Raw genomic sequence first — 16,234 nt, forward strand, 5'->3', positions numbered from 1 at the left:
TTACTAATATAAAATAATGAAAGTTTTAGCAAATGACGGTATTGCTCCGGGTGGTAAAAAGCAACTCGAAGAAGCCGGTTTTGAAGTGATCACGACAAAAGTTGCTCAGGAACAATTGATCAACTATATCAGGGAAAATAATATTAATGCATTGGTGGTGAGAAGTGCGACCAAGGTGCGAAAAGATCTTATCGATGCATGTCCCTCATTAAAAAGCATTGGCCGTGCCGGGGTGGGAATGGATAATATTGATGTTGATTATGCGCGCAGCAAGGGAATACATGTATTCAACACGCCTGCTGCTTCTTCCTCCTCTGTGGCAGAACTGGTTTTTGCCCATTTATTTAACGGGGTAAGATTTTTACATGATGCCAACAGAAATATGCCCCTGGAAGGAGATTCGAGGTTTAAGGAGCTGAAAAAGAGCTATGCAGGAGGCAGGGAACTGAGAGGTAAAACTCTTGGGATCATTGGTTTTGGGCGTATTGGACGTGAGGTGGCGAAAATAGCACTTGGTATAGGTATGAAAGTTATCGCCAGTGACAGGACTGAAGGAGAGGCGGAAATCGTTCTTGAATTTTACAATCATCAGGAGATAAAGATCCCAATAAAAACAGAACCTGTAGAAGAGCTGATAAAGCATTCAGACTTTATTACACTGCATGTACCATCACAAAAAGAACCTGTATTGGGAAGGGATGAATTCAGAGAAATGAAAGACGGTGTGGGAATAATAAATGCCGCCCGCGGCGGAGTAATTGATGAAGTGGCTCTCATAGAAGCCATTGACAGCGGAAAAGTAGCTTTTGCTGGTCTGGATACCTTTGAGCATGAACCCTCCCCTGCTATCAAGGTGCTTATGAACCCCAATGTTTCGCTTAGTCCGCATATTGGAGCTGCCACAATTGAGGCCCAGGAAAGAATAGGAACAGAGCTGGCAGATCAAATTATTGAACAGCTTAAGTAAGCTCTGATTTTTTTTCGCAATCGCAAAATGCTTCTGTTAAAGGAAGCATTTTTTTTGGTTAAAACCCTGATTCTGCCATGGAAAGGCTTTTAAATTTTTGTATCTTAAAAAGAAAAATATGGCTTCTATATTAGATTTTTTAGACACAGAAAAAGGAAAGGAATTTATTCAGAGTTCCAGTAAGGAAGTTAATGAGTCTCCTGAGAAGGTAAAATCGGCTTTGGGAATGGCATTACCAATGATCATTGGAGCTATGAAGAAGAATACTGATTCCCCTGAAGGTGCCCGGCAGCTAAATTCTGAACTCGATAAAGAAAAACATGACGGTTCTGTACTGGATAAAATCAGTATGGGAAGTCTTTCCGGATTAATGGGAGAAGGATCGGGTATTCTTAGTCATGTGCTTGGCGGCAGTCAGTCAAAGATTGCATCGGCGGTAGGATCTGCCATAGGAATGGATGCTTCCAAAGTGGAAAAGCTTTTGCAAATGGCCGCTCCTGTTGTAATGGGGATTCTCGGTCAACAAAAAAGAAAGGATAATGTTCAAAGTGAAGGAGGAATTTCCGATCTTGTAGGATCAGTTCTAGGCAGTAATTCTTCTCACGATCAATCAATGCTGGAAACATTTATGGATTCAGATAAGGGTGGAAAAATTGCCGGAGATGTTGCAGGAAAGATCTTTGGAGGTAAAGGAAAGTCTAAAGGTTTAGGGGATTTTTTTAAGGGCTAAAAATGAAATACTTAATATACATCTGTTTTCTGGGGCTAATCATTTATAGCTGCTCCTCTACACGTGACCGGGATTTGGGTTCCGGTGGCGATGCGGTACAGAATGATACGGTAAGAATCGCCAATGATAGTCTGGAATATGAAATTATCATTATTGATCCCGGCTTCTCTTATTTTCTCAATACGATGGCACGGCCTGAAGGCTATCACTCGCTTTCTTATCTTGAAAATAAGAACCGTTTCCTGGTTACAGATTACAATCAGCGCGTTAGGGAACCATATCGCTACGATCCAAATATCTATGAAATGGAGATCAATTATGACCCCAATATAGATTATGGTTATGAGGTTAACTACAAGCTATACAACTATTTTGTTTACCTCTCCAGGAAATACAATCAAAGATTTTCTGTACCCACAAGGCTTTAATGTTATTTATAGGATTCGGGAACGACTATAATTTAGTCTTGAATCTTTTTTTATATTTGCAGCATGAATAAATTGAAACAACGCTGGGGAATTTCTTCGAACTGGCAAATTTTAATTATCCTGATAGTCTTTGGTTTAACGGGATCATCCTCTCTTTTTGTAACCCGGCCGGTATTGGAATTTATAGGTTTATCCCGGATGAATTTTAGTCCCGAATTCTTATGGGGCGGAATTAGCTATCATGCAATAAAACTTTTAATGATCTTTCCTGTTTACCAAATTCTTTTGGTTGCCTATGGTTGGATTTTTGGCCAGTTCAGGTTTTTCTGGCAGTTTGAAAAAAACATGCTTTCCCGCCTTGGTTTTGCAAAGATCCTGAAATGATAATAATACTGAGAGCTTTATTCTCTCATGTCATACTACAGCATTTAATATTATACAATAAAAAAAGCCGGTTAATTTCTCATAACCGGCTTTAATTTATCAGTTTGTTTATCTATTACTTTGCTCTTACTTCAATGGTTTGAAGCTGCCCAACCTCTTCTTTCTGCCACACAAAAGTGTAAAGCCACATTAAAGTAAAGGTAGGAATGATATCACTAAATGGCAGGATCTCTTCTAAAAATACAATAACAGAAGCCAGTTTTCCTTTTTTTCCTGGATACATAGCTGTCATTTGTTTAGCAGCATAAGGAGCCCATAGAAGATCAATAAATCCGCCCACTAAAGGAACTGCTCCACTGGCCATACCAACGGCGTCATAAACCAAACCTTTGATCAACAACTTTTTCTTTTCAGTATACATCGTTTTTGCTTTTCTACTTTAATTACAAGAAAAGTGCCATAATTAAACGGTAGATTTCACTTTATTTGAAAACTTATGTCTCAGCTTCTGTACCTTGGGGTCAATGATAACCCGGCAGTAAGGCTGATTCCGGTTTTGATTATAATAATCATGATGCTCCTGCTCGGCCTCATAGAAAGGTCCTGCTTCACTAATTTCTGTAACAATAGGATCTGCAAAAACTTTTTCCTTCTCCAGCTTTCCAATAACTTTCTCTGCAATTTGCTTCTGCTCTTCGGAATGATAAAATATCGCGCTGCGGTAATGAGTTCCTACGTCGTTTTGCTGCCTGTTGAGGGTGGTAGGATCATGGGTGGCAAAAAATATATATAACAGTTCCTCATAGGATATCTTTTCAGGGTCATATTTGATCCTTATCGATTCGGCATGGCCTGTTCTTCCTGATACTACTTCTCTGTACGGCGGATTCTTGATATTACCTCCCGTAAATCCTGAAATCACCTCCACTACTCCTTCTACCCGTTGAAAAACAGCTTCGGTGCACCAAAAGCATCCTCCTGCCAGAGTGGCTGTTTCTGTTCGTTGTTCATCCATATTTTTCTTTTTTTAAAATGTAAGGAAAAACATGGAACCTTACAATTATAAAATTTGAGGATTTCGTACTTTGCAGAGCGAAATTTTCCAGATAATAACAATACCTCCAATGCCCCTTAAAGTACTGCTGCTCTTTTATTTTTTCCTATCGGCAGGAATCCTCTGTGCACAAAAAGCGAAACTTTCAGAAAAAAAGGTTTATACTGCCACAAAAATTCAGACTCCTCCGGAAGTAGATGGAATATTGGAGGATCAAATGTGGCAAAATATCCCTGCAGCAACAAATTTTGTGATGCTGGAACCGGGAGATGGTGATGCGTCCCGTTCTACCCACCCCACTTTAGTCAAAATAGCTTACACAAATGAGGCAGTTTATATCGCAGCTTATCTGTATGATAATGAACCTGAACGAATAAGAAAGGAATTTGCTCAAAGAGACAATATTCCCGTTTCCGATTTTTTCTACATCGATCTTAACACCTATAATGATGGGGAGAATCAAACCAGATTTGCTGTAACTGCAGCAGGAACTATTGCAGATGCAAAAATGAAAGGAGAAAGAGAAGATTTCTCCTATAACGTTGTGTGGGAAGCCAAGGTTTCAATGGATGAAGAAGGCTGGTATACCGAGATAAAGATCCCGTATTCTGCTTTAAGGTTTCCCGACCGCGCTGAACAAGTCTGGAGCCTACAGATGGGAAGACATATTAGCCACCTTAATGAAACTTATGTTTGGAACTATATCAATAAGTCTGTAGGCCTTTCCACTCATTATAATGGCTTGTTGTATGGAATACAAAATATTGAGGCTCCCGTTCGACTTAGTTTCTATCCTTATGTTTCGGGAGAGGTAGATCTTTTTGAAGGTGAAACCGGATCTTCTTTTAATGCCGGAATGGATCTGAAGTATGGTATTAGTGATGCCTTTACCCTTGACGCTACCTTGATCCCTGATTTTGGACAGACTGCATATGACGAAGTAGAACTCAATCTTGGACCTTTTGAACAGACTTTTGGTGAAAACAGAGCCTTCTTTACCGAAGGAACTGAATTGTTTACCAAAGGAAATCTCTTCTATTCCAGAAGGATCGGCGATACGCCAATTGGATTTAATTCGGTGCAGGAAGCCAGGCTTGAGAATGAAGAAATTCTCGAAAACCCAGACAGGACAGATCTTCTCAACGCAATAAAGATATCCGGAAGGACAGATGGCGGACTGGGAATCGGGTTCTTCAATGCTATTACCGAAGTTCAAAAAGCAAGATTGTATAATAAAATTTCGGAAGAGGAAAGGGAAATCGTTACCGAGCCTTTCGCCAATTATAACATTTTCGTTCTGGACCAGCAGTTCAACCAAAAATCCTCGGTCTCCATTATAAATACAAATGTAACCCGTGAAGGACATTTTAGAGATGGGAATGTCACGGGATTTTTGTTTGATGTGTATAACCGGGAAAGTTCTTTCAATTTTTCCGGAGAGGCGAAAATGAGCCGGATTAATTATTTCAACCGCAACAAAACGGGTTTTGCCTCCATCCTGGCCCTGGAGCGTACAAAAGGGAATTTACGGTTTAAATTGTCTCATGATTTCGCAAATGAAACCTATGATATTAATGACCTGGGGCTGAATTTTGTCAATAATTATAATAATTTCTACGCCAATACCTCCTACAGAATATTTGAACCTCAGGGTATTTTTAACCGGTATAATATCAACCTGTACGGGAATCACCAGCGCCGTTATAATCCTGATATCGATCTGGGATCGGGAGTGGGAGCGAGTTTCTTCGGAATGACCCGTGATCGTTTTGCGTTTGGAGGTTCAACAGAATATAATACAGAGTTCAAAGACTTTTTTGAACCAAGGCGGGAGAATCATTTCGTGATCTTTCCTGCTTTTGGAACGGCTGAAGGCTGGATCTCTTCAGATTACAGAAAGAGGTTCGCATTAGACTCCAGACTTGGGTACAGTGAATATCTTGATTCTGAACAGAACCGTATAAACTTCAGCTTCAAGCCACGATTCAGGATAAGCGACAAGTTCACTCTTATCTATTCCTTTGAATTTAAGCAGGAAAAAAACCGGCAAAGTTTCGTTAGCTTACTGCCCAAAAATGTCATTTTTGGCAAGCGTAAAATGCAGAGTATAGAAAATTCGCTTCAAGGGAACTATAACTTCAATACACGGGAAGCGGTAAGTTTGAGTTTCCGGAATTTTTGGTCCAGAGCTGAATTTGCAGACAATGATTTCTCACGTCTTCTTTCCGATGGCAGCCTCACTCCTGTTTCTTATGAGGTGACAGCCGCTAATGACCCCAACGTGGATTTCAATATATGGAACCTGGACCTTAGCTACCAATGGCGTTTTGCACCGGGTAGTGAATTGATCCTTCTATACCGTAATTCCATATTTAACCTCGAAAAACAGAGTGATCTGGTGTACCTGGAAAGCGTGGAAAATCTCTTTCTGCAACCGGTAAGACACAATCTTTCACTAAGAATAGTATATTATCTCGATTATAGTTCCATAAAAAAAGTGATTAAAGGTTAATATTGCAATAGAAAAAATAAAGATGATAGAAGCCCGGAATATTCATAAAAGTTACAATGACCTGCATGTTTTGAAAGGAGTTGATCTCCATATCCCAAAAGGTGAAATAGTCTCCATTGTAGGAGCTTCCGGTGCCGGGAAGACTACCCTGCTGCAAATTTTAGGAACCCTTGAAAAACCCGATACCAAGACTGATAGTGTTCTAAATGTAAATGAGGTTGATGTTTATGCTCTAAATTCCAAAGAGTTGGCAAAATTCAGGAATGATAACATTGGCTTTATTTTTCAGTTCCATCAGCTGTTACCAGAATTTACTGCCCTGGAGAATATATGTATTCCTGCATTTATTGGAAACAGACCTAAACCCGAAACCGAAAAACGAGCAAAAGAACTCCTTGGTTTTCTTGGTCTTTCAGCAAGGGCAAATCATAAACCTGCCGAAATGAGCGGTGGAGAGCAACAGCGTGTGGCTGTAGCCCGTTCTCTTATCAACAATCCCGGAGTGATCTTTGCTGATGAGCCGTCAGGAAACCTGGATAGTGAATCTGCTGGAAACCTTCACAAACTTTTCTTTGACCTTAGGGAAGAATTTGGACAAACTTTCGTCATCGTCACCCACAACGAAGAACTTGCAGATATGGCCGATAAAAAACTTACCATGGTGGATGGGAAGATAGTTTAAAGTTTGAGGTTCCAGGTTCCAAGTTTCACGTCTAAAATCTAAGGTCTAAAAACTCATGTCTAAGATTCAATAGACAATATTCAATATAAAATATCATTGTTGTCCGGTAAAAGAATCTGGACCGCTCCGCTTCTAGAGTCTAGAGCCAAGACTTCTATACAAAACTCTGAAAGACAATACTGTGAAAAATTAAATAGAATTTCATAAAAAGGTAAACCACCCCCTCAAATCGTTGGAGAAGGTTTTTGACCAGCATTGGCACGGTTTTAACGGATTTATCCCTTTTTAATCGGGCAACAATGATAAAATATTCAATATAAAATATTCAATGACACTAAAGGAACTAAAGGAATTTCTTGATTTTAAGGTGGAGCAGTATAATACGCCCGAATTTATTGAAACTGATCCGGTGCAGATCCCGCATCTTTTTAGCAGGAAGGAAGATATCGAAATTGCAGGTTTTCTTACCGCTACGATCTCCTGGGGAAACCGGAAGAGCATTCTTAAAAATTCAAATTTGCTGATGGACCTGCTGGACCATGCTCCCTATGAATTTGTCATGCAACATACAGAGACCGATCTCGAGAGACTGGGGAATTTTGTCCACCGCACCTTCAACGGGAGAGATCTACAGTATTTTATTAAAGCTTTCAGGAACATTTACAAAGAACACAACGGCCCGGAAAGCATCTTTAGTAATTATTCACATAAAGATAGCTTACAGCCTGCTATTCATGAGTTTAAAAAAATATTTTTCGAATTACCCCACGAAAAGAGAACTGAAAAGCATGTGAGTGATCCTTTTAAAAATTCTGCTGCCAAAAGGATCAACATGTACCTGCGATGGATGATTAGAAATGATAAGAATAATGTAGATCTTGGAATTTGGGAAAGCTTGTCCTCAGCTCAACTCAGCTGTCCGTTAGATGTACATTCAGGAAATGTGGCTAGGAAATTAGGTTTACTTAAACGAAAGCAGAATGATGCAAAGGCGCTGCAGGAATTAGATCGGGCTCTCAGAAAGATGGATCCTGTGGATCCGGTCAAGTACGACTTTGCACTATTTGGACTGGGCGTTTTTGAAGATTATTGAAACTGTTGTAGGAACTTTCCTAAATAATTTCAGATAAAATTCAGTTTTATTAGAGACAATTAATATCTTTAACTATCTCTAAGGTGCTAAAAAATATGCCTCAACCGCAGATCCAGAATAGTGAAAGCCGGCAACATCCTGCCCCGGAGGAATTTCATATTCTAAAAACTTCTTCAGAGACTGATTTTTCTGACTTGCTTTTCCTTTGCGCAGAAGCAGTATATGCCCCTGTAGTTGCATTGGTCATTGTGGAAAGCGGGAACAGCTGGATCAAAGCAAGTTATGGGATATCACCTGAAGCAGTACCTGATGATGAAGAATTTTGGAACCAGATCCTGGAACAGGACGGAATTGTAAGTTTTACCAGGCAAGAGCTGGAGGAATTAAACAGAGGATTTGAAGGTTTAATTGGCGTTCCCCTTGAAACGCTTTCAGGAGAAAAACTGGGATTAGTTGCCATATTTAATCCTAAAGAAACTGAATTATCAAATAATCAACAGCGTTCTTTAAAAATTCTGGTGAACCAGATCCTTAGTGTTATCGTGTTTCGCAAGCAGAATAACCAATACCAGCGAATGCAGCAGGATCTTGAACAGCGTTACAAAGAACTTGAGCGATTTGCCAGTGTCGTATCGCACGATATTAAATCTCCTCTTGCCAATATTATTTCCCTGGTAGATCTTTTAAAGGAGGAAAATCAGGACAACTTTGATGAAGAAACTCAGCAATACATAGAATTTCTTTCACAGGCCTCTCACAGTCTTCGTACGTATGTCGACGGTTTGCTTGTTTTTTACCGGAGTGAAAGAATTTTGGAAAAAGAAGAAGAAGATGTGGATCTAAAGACCTTCTTCGGAAACCTTACCAATTTGTTCACTGTAGATCCCGGGGTGACGATAATTTATCCGGAACAGGGAACCCTGAAAAAGGTAAACAAGGCTGCTCTTACTCAGATTTTCATGAATCTTATTAGTAACGCCCTTAAATACAATAATAAGGATGAGCGGCAGGTGAATATTGATTTTCAGGCATCCGAAGATTTTTATGAATTTGAAGTGATAGATAACGGCAACGGAATACCCCGGGAAAATTTTGAAAAGATATTCGACCTCTTCACTACCCTTGATCTCAATGATCGGGATGGGAATCCCGGGAGCGGGATTGGTCTCGCCACAGTGAAGAAATTACTCAATCATATGGGCGGTGACATCCAGATCGAATCTGAGCCGGGTGTTGGCAGTAATTTTAAATTTCAAATCAAAAGGTCTTGCTAAGACCTTTTTTTATATTTGATAAATTAATGCCCACGCATGTATTTTAAATATCCTGAACTTCTCTACGCACTTTTTTTACTGGTGATCCCTGTGCTGGTTCACCTGTTCCAGTTGAGAAAATTCCGGACGACCGAATTTACCAATGTAAAATTTCTGAAAAAGGCTGTTTTACAAACCCGTAAGAGTTCCCGCTTAAAGAAATTTCTTATTCTATGTACCCGGCTGCTGCTTCTGGCCTGCCTTATCATTGCTTTTGCCCAACCCTACTTCCCTCCTGCTTCAGGTGAAGTGAGTGAGGTTAAAAATGTAATCTACCTGGATAATTCCTATAGCATGCAGGCGAAAGGTTCAAAAGGTATCCTGCTAAGGAGAAGCATACAGGACCTGTTGGAGAATGTTCCGGAGGAGGAAACGCTGAGCCTTTTTACTAATGAAGAGGAATTTCGGGATATTTCCAGAGCTTTCCTTCGCGAAAGGCTGCAAAACATAAATTATTCCTCCACCCAGTTGCCCTGGGACATTATCCGGCTTAAAGCTCAAAATCTATTTGGAAGTGGTGACGGTCAAAAGAATTTTATAGCCATTTCAGATTTCCAGCATATAGGGGACTCCGTATCCCCGGTAGCCGGTGATGTGTCCACATTTCTTGTACAGTTGGAGCCGGAGAGAAACTACAATATAACTGTAGACACTGCTTTTGTCTCCTCCCGCAGTGTGGATGAAATTGTTCTTAATGTTGGGATCTCCGTCTCCGGTGAAATTAATGAGGATGTTTCAATTGGACTTTACGATCAAAACCGGTTATTGGCAAGGAAAACTATCGAACTGGAAGAGAATCTAAAAGGCAAGGCCAGCTTTAGTTTTGCTTCAAGAGCCCTTCCTTTTGGAAAGATTAGTGTCGATGACAATTCATTACAATTCGACAACCAGCTTTACTTCAGTATTAATGAAGCCCCGCCTGTAAAGGTCATTGTCATAGGAGATAAGGAAGCAGGTTTCCTCGAGCGTATTTATTCTGCTCCTGAATTTTCCATGCAGATATTTCCCGAAGATAATGTAGACTTTAATCAACTGGCCCAGGCAAACCTCGTTATAATCAATGAACTGAACAGGATTCCTTTTTCTTTAGTGACGAATCTTAAACAGCTTATAGAGGAACAGGTGTTTCTGGTAGTAATACCCGGAGAAGATATTAACCTTTTAGAATATAATACGCTCTTTCAAAACCTGGGATTACCGTCTTTTACCGCCAAAACCGGGGAAGAAAAGCTAATCACAGAAATTGTTTTTGAGCATCCTCTCTACCGGGATGTATTTAACGAACGGGTTACTAATTTTGAATATCCCAGGGTGCAATCTTCCTACGCAGTAAATCAACAGGTTTCGGGAATTCTTCGATATGAAAACGGAGAGCCGTTCCTTTTTGAACAGAAAAATATTTTCGCTTTCACGGCTCCCTTGCAAAGAGCTAATTCTAATTTTAAAGGTGCGCCTTTAATCGTGCCGACTTTTTACAACATAGGTAATCTCGCAATTTCCCCTCCAGACCTCTACTATTCCCTTGGAGTTCCACAGGAGATAAACATCCAGGCAAATCTTCAGAAGGATGAGATCCTTAATTTATCTTCTCCTGAAACAAATTATATTCCGCAGCAACAAAGTTTCCAGAATAAGGTCCGGCTTTTTCTGGAAGGTCTGCCGGAAAAAGAAGGACATTACCGGGTACTGCAGGATTCCACCAGCTTGAGAGCTCTTAGTTTCAATATTGACCGCAAGGAAAGTCAGCCGGTGAGCAGTGATCTTGCTGAACAGGAAAGAGTTAAGATTTTCTCCTCGGTTCCCGAAGTCTTTTCTCAAATTAAATCGGCCAATGAAGTTGACAGCCTTTGGAAATGGTTTGTTATTTTTGCCTTGATCTTCCTTATAACTGAAATGCTTATTCTAAAATTCCTCAAATGAAAATACTGGTAAAGTCTGCCAAGATCATTGATAACGAAAGTCCGTTCAACAACAAAGTAATGGATATCCTGGTAGAAAACGGAACTATAAAAGAAATTGCTCCGGTGATCAGGCTCAAGAAAGTTGATCTCGAGATTTCAAGGGAAAATCTTCATGTTTCGCAGGGTTGGTTTGATAGCAGTGTGAATTTTGGGGAGCCGGGATATGAAGAAAGGGAGACCCTGGAAAATGGATTGAGAACTGCAGGTTGCAGCGGATTTACAACTATTGCTCTAAATCCCGGAAATGATCCTGTAACCGACAATAAAGGAGCAGTGAGCTTTCTGCAGAATAAAGCCGACAAGCAGCCTGTGTCATTACTGCCCATAGGTGCTCTTACCAGAAAAAGCGAGGGTGCAGAGATGGCCGAACTTTACGATATGCAACAGGCAGGTGCAGTCGCATTTGGAGATTATAAGAAAGCTGTAGCTAATCCAAACATGCTTAAAATTGCCTTGCAGTACACCCGGAACTTTGATGGATTGGTAATGTCCTTTCCTCAAGAGAACAAAATAGCAGGAGCCGGGCAGGTGAACGAACACGAACGTAGCACACTTCTGGGCCTTAAAGGTATTCCGGCCCTGGCTGAAGAGCTTCATATTACCCGCGATCTTTTTATTCTTGAATATACAGGAGGAAAACTTCACATACCAACCATTTCCACAGCAAAATCTGTAGAAATCATTAGAGAAGCAAAAGAAAGAGGGCTTGACGTAACATGCAGCGTCGCCATTCACAACCTGTTCTTTACAGATGAACTGTTACATGAATTTGACACCAATGCCAAGGTGCTACCTCCCTTACGGACTAAGGCAGATACTAAAGCCCTGATTGCGGGCTTAAAGGATGGTACTATTGATATGGTTACTTCAGATCATTCTCCCATAGATCAGGAGCATAAAAAAGTAGAGTTTGATAATGCCCTTTTTGGGACCCTTGGATTAGAGTCGGCTTTAGGGGCTTTGCTACAGCTGTTTTCTGTCAAAACCGCTGTGAGACTATTGACTTCGGGAAAGAGCAGATTTAACCTTAGCGATACAGTTATTGATGAAGGATACCCTGCCAACTTCAGCTTTTTCGATCCCGATAAAGAATATACCTTTCAAAAAGAGCATATCCTCAGCACCTCTAAAAACAGCCTTTTTCTTGGGAAGAGTTTAAAAGGACAGGTTTATGGTGTTCTTGTAGGAGAGGAATTTTTAGCATCCTGAATCAGGTGAAAACCACTAAATTTCCGTTAATTTTGTAATTAAATATTTTGAACATGGAAAGCGTAGCTAATCAGGGAAAAACTGCAGCTATTGTTGCATATCTTACCATTATAGGGACTATAATTGCATATTTTATCAATAATGACACAAAAAATCCTTTTGCCTCTTTCCATATAAGGCAGGCATTGGGGATTCACATTACCTTTTACCTGCTCGGGATACTCGTTTCGTGGTTTGATACCTGGTTAATTTCGGCTCCTTTTTATCTGTTTATAATAATTTTATGGGGCTACGGGCTTATTGCTGCTATACAAGGTGAAAGAAACGAAGTTCCAATCTTAGGTAGACAATTTCAAAACTGGTTTAGTACAATTAATTAATGAATACAGAAACATTCTCATTATACCATTTAATAAGAAAACCCAAAAGACCTGTAGAAAAGGCTCCTTTATTGATCATGTTACATGGTTACGGGAGTAATGAAGAGGATCTTTTTTCTTTTGCAGAAGAACTACCCGATGAACTTTTTATCATTTCGGTGAGGGCTCCCTATCCAATGCCGCCTTACGGCAATGCCTGGTATGCCATACATTGGGATGGAAGTGCCAATGGAAAGTTCAGTGATGATAATCAGGCAGTGATCTCAAGGGAAAAAATCCTTCAGTTTCTTGATGAAGTACTGGAAAATTATCCGGTAGATCCTGATAATGTAACCTTGGTAGGATTTAGCCAGGGCTGTATTTTAAGTTTTGCCGTGGCGCTGTCTTATCCGGAGAGAATCAAAAATGTTATTGGCCTCAGCGGTTATATCAATAAAGACATCCTGAAAGAAGGGTATGAAAATGGAGATTTTTCAGAGCTTTCGGTTTATAGTTCGCATGGAACAGTAGACCAGGTGATCCCGGTCGCCTGGGCAAGAATGACAAAGCCATTTCTGGATTCTTTAGGCATAGAAAATACCTTTTCAGAATTCCCCGTGGGCCATGGAGTTGCGCCTCAAAATTTCAGGGAGCTGAAAAAATGGCTGGAAGAGCACCTCTAGTTGTTGGGGTAGAGCAAAGCTTTTTCTGTAAAAACTTCGATTTCCCCTTCATCATCGATCTCGTAACTAATGAAAAGATCCCCCCAGTAGGAGCCATCGGTATAACTGGCTACTGCCCACTTGTGGTTTAAAAGCTTTACTTTATTGATCCTGAAAGGGCCGGCCATACCTTCATAGGGAATGAGTTCATTATCTGCCTCTGCCCTGTTTCGGCTTATGAGGGCATCCTCGACTTTATTGATTATATCTACAGGATCAAATCCTCTGTTTTCAAGATAAGTAAGTGCTTCTTCGTTTGTGACAAGGGAAAAAGTATCTTCAGGAAGGTCAGCTTCAGAAGGGTACACCGGCTTATTCTTTTGCTCCTCCAGTTGCTCTTTCAGAGCACTTATCTCTTTATCTTTTGAGGCCACCAGTCTTGATCCATTCGCATAAAAAACCACAGCAAGTAATACTGTGAAAACGAACAAATACATTAAAAAACTTTTACGCATTTAGATTTCTATTTGAAGATTATCATAAGCCAGAAAAATATTTTCGGGTAATTCTGCCTGCACTTCGTCGTGAAATCCCAAATGGTGGCTTATGTGAGTGATGTACGCCCTGTCCGGACCTATTTTTTGAATGAACTTAATTGCTTCGTCGAGGCTAAGGTGTGAATGATGCTGTTCCTTGCGAAGCGCGTTGATCACCAGCACATCAACTCCCTTCAGTTTTTCGGCTTCTTCCTCTTCAATGGTTTTGGCATCTGTGATATAAGCAAAATCCCTGATCCTGAAACCATAGACCTGAACTCTGTTATGCATGACATTCACAGGAAGTACATTGATTCCCTTCACCGTAAATGTTTTATTCTCGATAGGATGTTCCTGCACACTGGGAGCTCCCGGATATTTATTTTCTGAAGCGAAAATATAACCAAACCGCTTTTGCAGTGATTCCAGTACCCTGGGATGTGCATACAAGGGAATATCACCCTGCCTGAAAAAATAAGGTCTTATATCATCAAGACCTATAGTATGATCATTATGCTCATGAGTGTACAAAATTGCATCTACACGTTGTACTCCATTGGCCAACATCTGTTGCCTGAAGTCGGGACCACAGTCTATAAGAATATTGAGTCCGTCAACCTCAATAAGGGCTGAAACCCGGAGTCTTTTATCTTTAGGATTTTCGCTAAGGCATACCGGGTGATCACTACCAATTACGGGGATACCCTGAGATGTTCCTGTACCTAAAAATGTTACTTTCAAAGCTCTTAATTTTACCACAAAACTAAGTATTATTTTTTTGTTTGGCCCCGCATTTTAGTACCTTTGACTACAAATTACGGCATTCCCAAAGAGGAATCCGTTTTGCACAAAAAAAACAGCTATGCCAATAACTATAATGGGTGACAGGGAGTTTGAAAATGTCCCGTCAATCAAGAGTAAAGCTTTAAGAATAAACCTGAATGAAAATATCTACGGTACATTTTCTGAAATTGGAGCCGGGCAGGAAACTGTAAGGAATTTCTTCAGGGCCGGTGGAGCTTCAGGAACTATAGCGAAAGCCATGAGTGCCTATGATAAGGACTTTAGTGACGCAATCTACGGTATAGAAGACGACAGAAGATATGTCACCGAAGAACGCCTGAAAAAAATGCTGAGTCACGAAACCAGCCTTATTGAGCAAAGGATCTCTCGTGAAAAACATCCCAATAAATTATTCTTCACCTACGCCAATACAGTGGCGACAATCGACTTCGCTAAAAAGTATAAAGGTCATGGTTGGGTAGGTATTAAATATCAGGTACATCCCGAAGAAGAGTATAATGAGATTCTTCTTCATATACGTTTTCATGAAAATGACGCACGCCTGCAACAAAATACTTTAGGAATACTTGGAGTAAACCTTATTTATGGAGCTTACTATAAATATGATAATCCTAAAAAATTACTTCGTTATCTGTATGATCATATCGACAAGGACCAGATCGAGATCGACACGATAAACTTTTCAGGACCCCGGTTTGAAAAAGTGGACAACAGGTTGATGAGTCTGCAGCTGGTGAAAAATGGGATGACAGAAGCTGTAATGTTTGCTCCTGATGGAAATAATGTCTTACCTGCAAAGATCCTTTATAAAAAGAACATCCTGGCCCTTCGCGGAAGTTTTCGACCCGTGACTAAGGTGAACATGGAAATATATAAGCGCTCTCTCGAACTTTTCCTTAACGAGAACCGGGTTTCTGAAGAGAATACAGAAGTCATTTTCGAAATCACCCTTTCCAATCTTCGTGCAGAAGGGGAAATTGATGAGAGAGATTTCATGGATCGGGCAGAACTCCTTTGTTCCTTAGGCCAAACCGTGATGATCTCCAATTTCCAGGAATATTACAAAGTAGTTGAATACTTCTCGCAATATACCAAAGAACGAATGGGACTGGCTATGGGTGTGAACAATCTGGTAGATATTTTCGATGAAAAATACTACAGGCATTTAAGTGGGGGAATCCTTGAAGCATTTGGAAAACTTTTCTTCAAAGACCTCAAGGTATACCTATATCCATTTAAGGATCGTGAAACCGGTGAAATTACAACCAGTGATAACCTAAAGGTACATCCCCGAATGAAGGAGCTGTACAAATTCTTTAAGTACAATGGTAAGGTTGTGGATATCACAGATTACGATCCGATAATTCTGGATATATTCTCCCGGGAAGTACTACAGATGATTGCTGAAGGTAAGGCAGGTTGGGAAGAAATGCTTCCTGAAAAAACCACAGCTATGATCAAGGAGCACGACCTTTTTAGTCATTATAAACAGAAGAGCGCTCAGAAAATATAATTTTCTTACCAAATTGTATCAAACCGT

General features: G+C 40.3%; 17 protein-coding genes. 13 read left to right on the forward strand and 4 right to left on the reverse strand.

Annotated features, from left to right (window positions below):
- The first annotated feature begins 16 nt into the window (after positions 1–16).
- The 4 genes from G564_RS0101740 (at position 17) to G564_RS0101755 (ending at position 2,509) form a co-directional block, all read left to right on the forward strand.
- Positions 17–967: a D-2-hydroxyacid dehydrogenase gene (locus G564_RS0101740; protein ID WP_029036133.1), complete on the forward strand. Its 951-nt coding sequence runs from the start codon at positions 17–19 to the stop codon at positions 965–967.
- A gap of 118 nt (positions 968–1,085) precedes the next feature.
- Entirely contained in the window at positions 1,086–1,697 is a 612-nt protein-coding gene (locus G564_RS0101745; RefSeq protein WP_029036134.1) for a DUF937 domain-containing protein, read from the forward strand.
- A gap of 2 nt (positions 1,698–1,699) precedes the next feature.
- On the forward strand, positions 1,700–2,125 hold the full coding sequence (locus G564_RS0101750; protein WP_029036135.1) for a DUF6146 family protein: 426 nt from the start codon (positions 1,700–1,702) through the stop codon (positions 2,123–2,125).
- 63 nt (positions 2,126–2,188) lie between these two features.
- Complete coding sequence (locus G564_RS0101755; RefSeq protein WP_029036136.1) at positions 2,189–2,509, forward strand: DUF6787 family protein; 321 nt, start codon at positions 2,189–2,191, stop codon at positions 2,507–2,509.
- A gap of 115 nt (positions 2,510–2,624) precedes the next feature.
- Here G564_RS0101755 and G564_RS0101760 read toward each other — a convergent pair whose 3' ends face one another.
- Positions 2,625–2,930 (reverse strand): hypothetical protein, encoded by a 306-nt coding sequence (locus tag G564_RS0101760; protein ID WP_029036137.1) that lies wholly within the window; start codon positions 2,928–2,930, stop codon positions 2,625–2,627.
- Between the two features lie 42 nt (positions 2,931–2,972).
- Positions 2,973–3,524 (reverse strand): peptide-methionine (S)-S-oxide reductase MsrA, encoded by a 552-nt coding sequence (msrA, locus tag G564_RS0101765; protein ID WP_029036138.1) that lies wholly within the window; start codon positions 3,522–3,524, stop codon positions 2,973–2,975.
- Between the two features lie 109 nt (positions 3,525–3,633).
- Here msrA and G564_RS0101770 point away from each other — a divergent pair, with 109 nt between their 5' ends.
- The 8 genes from G564_RS0101770 to G564_RS0101805 all read left to right on the forward strand — a co-directional run bounded on the left by G564_RS0101770 (position 3,634) and on the right by G564_RS0101805 (position 13,375).
- Positions 3,634–6,075, forward strand: a complete 2,442-nt coding sequence (locus tag G564_RS0101770) for a DUF5916 domain-containing protein (RefSeq protein WP_029036139.1) — start codon at positions 3,634–3,636, stop codon at positions 6,073–6,075.
- A 22-nt stretch (positions 6,076–6,097) separates the two neighbouring features.
- Entirely contained in the window at positions 6,098–6,757 is a 660-nt protein-coding gene (locus G564_RS0101775) for an ABC transporter ATP-binding protein (RefSeq protein ID WP_029036140.1), read from the forward strand.
- Positions 6,758–7,085: 328 nt separating this feature from the next.
- Positions 7,086–7,850 carry a TIGR02757 family protein gene (locus G564_RS0101780; protein ID WP_029036141.1) on the forward strand — a complete coding sequence of 255 codons (765 nt, stop codon included), beginning with the start codon at positions 7,086–7,088 and terminating at the stop codon, positions 7,848–7,850.
- A 95-nt stretch (positions 7,851–7,945) separates the two neighbouring features.
- Entirely contained in the window at positions 7,946–9,124 is a 1,179-nt protein-coding gene (locus tag G564_RS0101785) for a sensor histidine kinase (protein WP_029036142.1), read from the forward strand.
- A gap of 36 nt (positions 9,125–9,160) precedes the next feature.
- Entirely contained in the window at positions 9,161–11,083 is a 1,923-nt protein-coding gene (locus G564_RS0101790) for a BatA domain-containing protein (protein WP_029036143.1), read from the forward strand.
- Positions 11,080–12,333 (forward strand): dihydroorotase, encoded by a 1,254-nt coding sequence (locus G564_RS0101795; protein ID WP_029036144.1) that lies wholly within the window; start codon positions 11,080–11,082, stop codon positions 12,331–12,333. The genes G564_RS0101790 and G564_RS0101795 overlap by 4 nt, the downstream gene beginning before the upstream one ends.
- Positions 12,334–12,386: 53 nt before the next feature.
- Entirely contained in the window at positions 12,387–12,713 is a 327-nt protein-coding gene (locus G564_RS0101800; RefSeq protein WP_029036145.1) for a membrane protein, read from the forward strand.
- Positions 12,713–13,375, forward strand: coding sequence for an alpha/beta hydrolase (locus tag G564_RS0101805; RefSeq protein ID WP_029036146.1), 663 nt, complete (start codon positions 12,713–12,715; stop codon positions 13,373–13,375). Before G564_RS0101800 ends, G564_RS0101805 begins: the two co-directional genes overlap by 1 nt.
- Here the strand turns inward: G564_RS0101805 and G564_RS0101810 are convergent.
- Positions 13,372–13,869, reverse strand: a complete 498-nt coding sequence (locus G564_RS0101810; RefSeq protein ID WP_029036147.1) for a hypothetical protein — start codon at positions 13,867–13,869, stop codon at positions 13,372–13,374. The genes G564_RS0101805 and G564_RS0101810 overlap by 4 nt on opposite strands.
- Positions 13,870–14,631: an MBL fold metallo-hydrolase gene (locus G564_RS0101815; protein WP_029036148.1), complete on the reverse strand. Its 762-nt coding sequence runs from the start codon at positions 14,629–14,631 to the stop codon at positions 13,870–13,872.
- A gap of 121 nt (positions 14,632–14,752) precedes the next feature.
- Here G564_RS0101815 and G564_RS0101820 point away from each other — a divergent pair, with 121 nt between their 5' ends.
- The gene (locus tag G564_RS0101820; RefSeq protein WP_029036149.1) at positions 14,753–16,207 is read left to right on the forward strand and encodes a nicotinate-nucleotide adenylyltransferase; all 1,455 of its coding nucleotides are present in this window, start codon (positions 14,753–14,755) and stop codon (positions 16,205–16,207) included.
- The last annotated feature ends 27 nt before the right edge of the window (positions 16,208–16,234 follow it).

Source organism: Salinimicrobium xinjiangense DSM 19287 (assembly GCF_000423585.1).
Taxonomy (GTDB): Bacteria; Bacteroidota; Bacteroidia; order Flavobacteriales; family Flavobacteriaceae; genus Salinimicrobium; species Salinimicrobium xinjiangense.